The following is a 7,425-nucleotide window of genomic DNA, read 5'->3' on the forward strand; positions in this document are numbered from 1 at the left end:
TTATTGATTCTCTTTTTTGTACAAAATTATTTTCCACTTTTCGTACAAAATTATATTGACATTTACAATCCGTAAGCCATACCTTGATTTTTGAAAGATAGAACATATAGGCAGCCTCAAACATTTCCTTTTATTCTAATTAAACCGCCCTATTTTTTTCACTCATATAGCTCTCTCTCTTATCCATCAAGTACTATAATTGTACTCTGGAATAGAAATAACTTTACTCTGTTACTTAATTATACAGTATAAAATTACGTAATTACAATATTTTAGATATATCGCTTAAATTTTACTTAACGAAGTGACTTGTGAGGTGGATGGCACCTAAAAAAGAGGGACAGTAACAACGTCCCTCTGTCCCACCCTACCAATTGGGTTTTTCATTTTTCGCAGTGATTTTTTCTTTGTATCCTTTCTCCTCGTCGCCAAACATGTCATCAGCAAATTGATCTAGTCTGTTTGGATGCTTTGATGGTCTATCATGCTCTCCTCTGCTTTTTGCATTTCCATCATTTCTACCGGTCATTTTATCAACTCCTTTCGTATAATCAATGATAGGTTGCCCGAAAATCCATATTATAATCCTGAACATTAGAAATATTCTTTATTTTTCCACCTTATATATAAACTTCAACTTAAGTTTATGCGAATTTTGACGATATATGTAGTAAATATAAAATTAGAAGTGTGATATGAGCTTCGTGGGGGTATATATTGTGGGAATTGTAAGGAGGCAGTTGTCTAACAAGATAATATATTTAGTAAAATCACATTAAAATTAAGAGTATAGGAGATGTGCGAATGAAACGAATAAGTTCTAAAATAATAATACTTTCACTTATCACTACTTTATTCACTGCCATAGTCATTGGCGGTTTGTCCACCTATAACACAATCAACACAAATTTGTCGCTGATATCTGCTTTAGAGGATACCATGCGCAGTGACTTTGATAAAAACATTAAAGAACAGGTTGAATCTGTAATATCACTATTGGATGCTTTTAATAAGAGATATGAAAAGGGAGAGCTAACCCTAGCAGAAGCTAAAAAACAAGCTGCGGATCTTGTTAGAGAGCTGAGATATGGAGCGGATGGGTACTTCTGGATTGATACTTCTGAAGGAGTCAATGTGGTACTGTTAGGACAAGATGTTGAAGGAAAAAGCAGAATAGATTCACAGGATGCAAACGGACTCTATCACATAAAAGAAATAATCAAGAACGGCTTAAAAGAAGGTGGCGGTTACTCGGATTATTACTTCCCTAAGGCCGGTGGCACCGAACCTCTTCCTAAGAGAAGTTACAGTAAAGCCTTTAAGCCATTTGACTGGGTTATTGGTACCGGTAATTATACTGACGATATTGATGTCCTGATAGCTGAAAAGAAACAAGCTCTAGATAAGGAGCTTCAAGGCAGCTTTATTATGATGTTTACAATTGCAATTGTAACGATAATATTAGCAATTATTGCTTCTATATTATTAAGCAAGGAACTCACCAAGCCTATTGTATTGGTAACAAAGCAAATAAACAAGTTGGCTACCTTGGATCTTTCTGAAGAAAATATTAATGATAAGATTCTAAAGAACAAGGACGAAACCGGTCTAATGGCTGTTTCCGTTAAGGAACTGCGGGAAAAGTTGAGGCTTATCATAAACCAGCTACAGCTTAGTGCAGCTCAGGTGCTCCAGTACTCTACCACAGTGGCAGATGCCACTGATGAAAGTGTTCAAGCCATTCAGGCTGTGTCCGCTGCGGTGGATGAACTTTCAAAGGGGACTGTTTCCCAGGCTGAAGATGCTCAAGAAGGAGCCAACAAGCTTTTATCCTTGGCCGATAATATCAGTGTCTGCGTTAACAGTTCAAACTCAGTTAAAGATTTTTCAGGACACACACAGAAGATCAATTCAGAAGGTCTGATGGCTATGAAATCACTGGTTGAAAAGTTTGATAAGAGCGTAAAGGTCAATGAAGAGGTTTCTAAGAATATCAATGTTCTTGCAGATAAATCCACTTCTATCGGTGAAATTGTAAATACCATTGAAAGCATAGCTGAGCAAACTAACCTGCTTGCCTTAAATGCCGCAATAGAAGCTGCCCGTGCCGGAGAGTCCGGAAGAGGTTTTGCTGTAGTTGCTGAGGAAGTGAGAAAGCTTGCTGAGCAAAGCTCAAGATCAGCCAATGAAATCACTGTGATGATCAAGGATATACTTCATGAGATTTCAAAGACAAAGGCCAATATGGATATAAGCCAGAGAAGCACAGAGGAAGCCAGCTTAACCATAGCTGAAGCGGACAAAGCCTTTAAAACTATTGAAGATGCTGTAAACAACATGCTTACAGAAATAAATATTTTGACAGCTAATATCTCAGATGTGAATCATGCTAAAGATGAAGTTATAACTTCCATACAGAACATTTCAGCTGTTTCCGAGGAATCTGCAGCTACTGCTGAAGAGATATCTGCATCTGTGGAACAACAATCCAGCGCTATGGAAAATATTTATGAAACCACTGAGGACTTAAAGAAACTCGTCCAAACCCTTGATGAAATTGTTGTTAAGTTTAAGTTGTAATGGGACAGTTGGGACAGAGGGACGTAGCTTGTGTCCCATCCTGAAGCAAAGTCTGTAAAAATGTACCTCAACAGCTTTCTATGATAAAGTAAAAATCATAGAAAGCTGTTTTTTATTTCAAAAAGAAAAAGAGAACCAGTGAGCGAAGGAAAGATGTCAGTGCGCTGGCCGAAATAGGACTGGCTCTTTCATAAAAAATTAGTTGTTTTCATAGGTTTTTATTGATATGCCCTAAATTTAAAATAATTATTTGAAGATCATTCTACTTATTTACTTTATAAAAATCGTTATTATTTGTTATTGTTACTTTTGCAGTTGCCAATTCCTTATTTTTTTCACTATCTATAACTTCTAATTTAATATCAAAGGGATCCTCTATGTTCACAATTTCGTCATTTTCGACGGAACTCCATAATACAGCTTCACCTTGATTTTTTAATTCTTTTTCAATGAAGCTGGAATTAACAAGAAAAGAACCTTCTTCTGTAGTCCAATATTTGAAACACTCCCTTCTAGATTATGGCACAGAACACTAAACTTATTTTTACCAAACATTTCTTGAAACTGCTTATCAGTCTTTTTCTTTATCTCAGGATTCTTTTCAAGGAAGTCCTGTACATGATAATGCCATATGTTTCAATATAAATATAAAAAACCTATGCTATAACTACGATTAAACATAGGTTTTTATAACTATATTATTGGCATACTCCGGAATATTCGTTCGGAGTAATATATGTTTTGGTATGTTCTTTTCGAAACCCTTTTGTCACCCTATCTGTTTGTCTTTCTAAAAATATATGTTACGAAAAACTTTCCATCAACCAGATTTTCAGTATATTTCACTAACTCAAAGGAACTTTCTATATCTTCAAAATCTGTGGGCTGTATTAAATCTTGCACCCGAAATTTTGCATCAACTTTATGCCTATGACCATAACCACAAACAAATAAAGTGCCTCCTTCAGTTATATGGCTACTAATAGTTTTAATATTTTCCTTGCTCAATCTATAGTGATTGATTATTACATTATCAAAAGTGCCAAGAGTTTCTAAAGAACCCGGAGCATTTAAATCAACCTGGTGTGTAATCACTGTTAAGTTAAGCCTTTGGGCAAAGCTCTTCAACCGCTCAAGTGCTTTACTGCTAAAGTCTATGCCTGTAACTTTAAAGCCATTCCCTGTCAGATACAAGGCATTTCTGCCGTCTCCACAGGCCACGTCGAGAACTGTTCCGGCTTTAAAGTATTCTATATTATCAATAAGTGATGGTTCTGTATCTCCCAGCTTATCTGGTCTGCTTGCAAAGTTTTCATCCCAGTATTTCTCTCCACCGATATAGTCCATATTATTTACCTCGTTCCATCTGTTTTTATAAATAATCTGAAACTTGTCACTAAATAAATTGCTTTTTAACCACTTGCTTGTTTGGATATATCAAATATGGAATTACTAATTCTATATTTCCACATTATATCGTTGGCTTGCAAAATTGTTAGTATGTGTGGCATTACAATATTTTGATGCAAAACAACGATTGGTAAAATCTCTTTTGCTATGGGCCAATTATAATTTTGTAACCATTCCAGTAGTTCAAAAATAATTGGTTGTATTTCATAGTAGTGAAACAGTTTTATTGAAAGTAAATTTTTCAATATTCATTATACAGAATAACATCGAATACTTCAAATATTTGGTATAGTGATTGATTTTAAAAATAAAAATTCACCATGTGAATTTCATGGTGAATATAAATGTTAATTTAGCTGAAATCATGCTGCATGGTCTATTATCATATATTCATAATAGTCGGGACAGTAACAACGTCCCTCTGTCCCTATCTCATCAAGTACATTGCTGCCTCATAGGGTCTCAAACTTCCAGCAAGGGGCTCATCATAGTTACTGATCAGCAGTTCTAATTTGCCTTCGAATTCATTTGGCAGTGAAAAAGGTATGGTATCCCCGTGGAAGTTTGCTATTACAAGTAACTTTGTATCGCCATGGGTTCTTGTATAGGCAAATATGTCCGGATGGTCTTCATACAAGAGTTCATATTCCCCTTCCACAAATACTTCGTATTCCTTTCTAAGTCTGATCAGCTTTTTATAGTAATTGAAAATTGAATTTTCGTCATGAAGTTCTGACTCAGCATTTATTTCTGTGTAATTTGGATTTACCTTGATCCATGGGGTGCCATCTGTAAAACCGGCATTGGTACTGCTGTCCCACTGCATTGGGGTTCTGGCGTTGTCACGGCCTTTACTGTAGATGGACTTCATGATGTCCTCTATTGGATAGCCGGCTGCCTTACGCTCAGCGTATAGGTTTAAGGTCTCTATGTCCCTGTAATCTTCTATAGGGAATTTCACATTTGTCATGCCCAGTTCCTCCCCTTGGTAGATGTAGGGGGTTCCCTGCATGCCGTGAAGAACTGTGGCCAGCATCTTGGCGGATTCCACACGGTAGTCTCCATCGTTTCCCCACCTAGACACAATTCTGGGCAGGTCATGATTGTTCCAGAACAGGCTGTTCCAGCCCACCTGGTAAAGCTCCTTCTGCCATTTTGACAGTACCCTCTTTAACTTCAGGAAGTCTAAAGGGGCCAAATCCCACTTGGACTTACCTTCCTCCTGGTCCAGGCCTATGTGTTCAAATTGGAACACCATGGAGAACTCACTGCCATCAGGATTGCTGTAGAGCTTTGCCCTCTCAGGGTTAGCTCCCCAAGCCTCTCCTACCGTTATTAGGTTGCCCTTTTGGAAGGTTTCCTTGGATAATTCCCGGATAAACTCATGGAGCCTTGGTCCGTTTCCGGTGATTTTTAAATCCGGCTCTTTGGCTATCTGGTCTATTACATCCAGCCTAAAGCCTCCCACGCCCTTGGCCATCCACCACAGGATCATGTCGTAAATTTCCCTACGCACCTTAGGGTTCTCCCAGTTTAAGTCCGGTTGCTTTACAGAAAACTGGTGGAAGTAATACTGGCCCACTTCCGGTACCCATTGCCAAGCTGACCCGCCAAAGCAGGCTATCATGTCATTGGGCGGTGTGCCTTCTACCCCATCCCTCCACACATAGTAGTCGTGATAGGGGTTGTCTTTGCTCTTTTTGGCTTCTAAAAACCACCTGTGTTCATCGGAGGTATGGTTCAATACCAAGTCCATGATGATTGATATGTTTCTCCTTTTAGCTTCCGCTATCAACCTCTCCATATCCTCCATAGTCCCAAACATGGGGTCAATGTCCTGATAGTCGGAAATGTCGTAGCCATTATCATCCTGGGGAGACTTGTATACCGGGGACAGCCATATGGCATCAATCCCCAATTCCTGAAGGTAGTCCAGCCGGCTTATTATTCCCTGCAGGTCTCCTATGCCGTCCCCGTTGCTGTCCTGAAAGCTCTTTGGGTATATCTGATATACCACTGCATTTTTCCACCATTTATTACTTCTGCCTTCTGTCCTCATTTTTTTCTGCACTCCTTATTTCATATATATCATGTTCCAATATTGTAAGTTTGGTACCGTGAAGGTCACAAACTTCCCTTTATCATCGGCGCCGGTTTCGTATTTAAGCTCTGTGCTTTTGCATTTGTTGTAATCCGGTGAAGCCAGATAGACCTTGCTTATTTCTTTGTCCGTATAGTAGGTTACCTTTACATCCTTCACTTCTGTGGGAGCATTCTTCTTTCCTCTCTCATCCCTCCACTCATTATCTGTTCCAAGAAGGTTGATGAGGTGCAGGATTTCATAATTTTCATCAGCCCTTGTGTAGGTCCAAATGCTGTCCGAAGCTCCCCCTTTTCCATGGGCATAGCCTTCTATTTTCACTTCATTGCCTGTGGTGAACTGACCATCTCGAAGGATATTTTCATAGGCCACTGTAAAGTCAGCCATGGCCTGCATCTTAGCCCTTAATTCCTCATCCATAAGTATATGGTCATCGGGGTAATATTCCACATGGAGCATCCTGTCCCCATTTCCCAGCTCCAGCCTGCTTCCACCTGCAGCATAGACTGCAGCATCACACAAAAGCACTCCCGGGGCATTCATATGGCCGTTTGTCTTGTAGTAGTTTATATAGGCCTTTACCACCAGTGACTTACCCTTGCCGTCTATGGACTTTTCCTTACTATCTTCCATGGACCGTTCCACTTCCCTTACCAGTGAAGCATAGGTGTTGTAGGCCTTTCCTTCCCTATCATTGTCCCAGGGCCAGAACTCGGTGTAGAGCACATCAGTGCTGCTTATATTGGCATTCTCTATGCCTTGGGCTCCTACAGGGTTAAAGGAAAGATACTTGTCTCCAAGGGCTTCCTTGGCTGCATTTAAGAACTGGGTATAGGTGTCCTTCACATAATATATTGGGCTTCCATCTTCCTTGTAGCCCAGTGGGTCTCCATCTACAGTCACCATCTTCCCCCACTCACCTACAGTGTCTCCGTGCCAGCCGTCAAAGTCAAAGGCTTCGAATATCTTTAGTGTTTCAGTAAAAATGTGGTTCTGCCAATCTTTGTTTAAGGGATTCATAAAATAAAGGTTGCCGTTACCTGAGGGAGATATACCCATACGAAAGGTAAAGTTGCCGGTGCCCCTATCATTGTCCTCTGCAAAGTACAGCTTCCACTGATTTGCTTCCGTGGGGTTCCCCTGTTCATCCACAAAAAAGGTGTCTGTACCTGCATAGATCATATTGTAGGCCATGCTGGCCATATTCCTTTCTTTTGCGGCACTTATATAGTCTGCTACGGTTTCTCCGAAGATCTCTCTGCCGGACCAATCCTTCCATACCCCAGGGTTCTCTGCCGTAATGCCCTCTGCCAGGGGTTGATGGTGCAAAAAGT

At 39.7% G+C, this 7,425-nt stretch carries 7 protein-coding genes; 1 reads left to right on the forward strand and 6 read right to left on the reverse strand.

What is annotated here, in order from left to right; all coding sequences use genetic code 11:
- Window positions 1-367: 367 nt before the first annotated feature.
- Complete coding sequence (locus EGD97_RS12480) at window positions 368-529, reverse strand: hypothetical protein (protein ID WP_164850220.1); 162 nt, start codon at window positions 527-529, stop codon at window positions 368-370.
- Window positions 530-804: 275 nt separating this feature from the next.
- Between EGD97_RS12480 and EGD97_RS11985 the strand changes: the two genes are divergently transcribed.
- Window positions 805-2,580, forward strand: a complete 1,776-nt coding sequence (locus EGD97_RS11985) for a methyl-accepting chemotaxis protein (protein ID WP_127837536.1) — start codon at window positions 805-807, stop codon at window positions 2,578-2,580.
- Window positions 2,581-2,842: 262 nt separating this feature from the next.
- Here the strand turns inward: EGD97_RS11985 and EGD97_RS12720 are convergent, their stop codons facing one another.
- The 5 genes from EGD97_RS12720 to EGD97_RS12005 form a co-directional block, all read right to left on the reverse strand.
- On the reverse strand, window positions 2,843-2,965 hold the full coding sequence (locus EGD97_RS12720; RefSeq protein WP_265936976.1) for a hypothetical protein: 123 nt from the start codon (window positions 2,963-2,965) through the stop codon (window positions 2,843-2,845).
- Window positions 2,966-3,354: 389 nt separating this feature from the next.
- Window positions 3,355-3,927 carry a class I SAM-dependent methyltransferase gene (locus tag EGD97_RS11990; RefSeq protein ID WP_127837537.1) on the reverse strand — a complete coding sequence of 191 codons (573 nt, stop codon included), beginning with the start codon at window positions 3,925-3,927 and terminating at the stop codon, window positions 3,355-3,357.
- A 65-nt stretch (window positions 3,928-3,992) separates the two neighbouring features.
- Window positions 3,993-4,235 (reverse strand): DUF5071 domain-containing protein, encoded by a 243-nt coding sequence (locus tag EGD97_RS11995; protein WP_228202031.1) that lies wholly within the window; start codon window positions 4,233-4,235, stop codon window positions 3,993-3,995.
- A gap of 182 nt (window positions 4,236-4,417) precedes the next feature.
- Window positions 4,418-6,049: a glycoside hydrolase family 13 protein gene (locus EGD97_RS12000; protein ID WP_127837538.1), complete on the reverse strand. Its 1,632-nt coding sequence runs from the start codon at window positions 6,047-6,049 to the stop codon at window positions 4,418-4,420.
- Window positions 6,050-6,064: 15 nt separating this feature from the next.
- The coding region (locus tag EGD97_RS12005; RefSeq protein WP_127837539.1) for a glycoside hydrolase family 66 protein at window positions 6,065-7,425 on the reverse strand (1,361 nt) is incomplete at its 5' end.

Source organism: Clostridium prolinivorans (assembly GCF_004011155.1).
In the GTDB taxonomy this organism is placed as follows: domain Bacteria; phylum Bacillota; class Clostridia; order Clostridiales; family Clostridiaceae; genus Clostridium_AT; species Clostridium_AT prolinivorans.

Bases quoted from the DNA above. Each gene is read 5' to 3' on its own strand.
- EGD97_RS12480 (WP_164850220.1), bottom strand. From the start codon at position 529: ATGACCGGTAGAAATGATGGAAATGCAAAAAGCAGAGGAGAGCATGAT.
- EGD97_RS11985 (WP_127837536.1), top strand. From the start codon at position 805: ATGAAACGAATAAGTTCTAAAATAATAATACTTTCACTTATCACTACT.
- EGD97_RS11990 (WP_127837537.1), bottom strand. From the start codon at position 3,927: ATGGACTATATCGGTGGAGAGAAATACTGGGATGAAAACTTTGCAAGC.
- EGD97_RS12000 (WP_127837538.1), bottom strand. From the start codon at position 6,049: ATGAGGACAGAAGGCAGAAGTAATAAATGGTGGAAAAATGCAGTGGTA.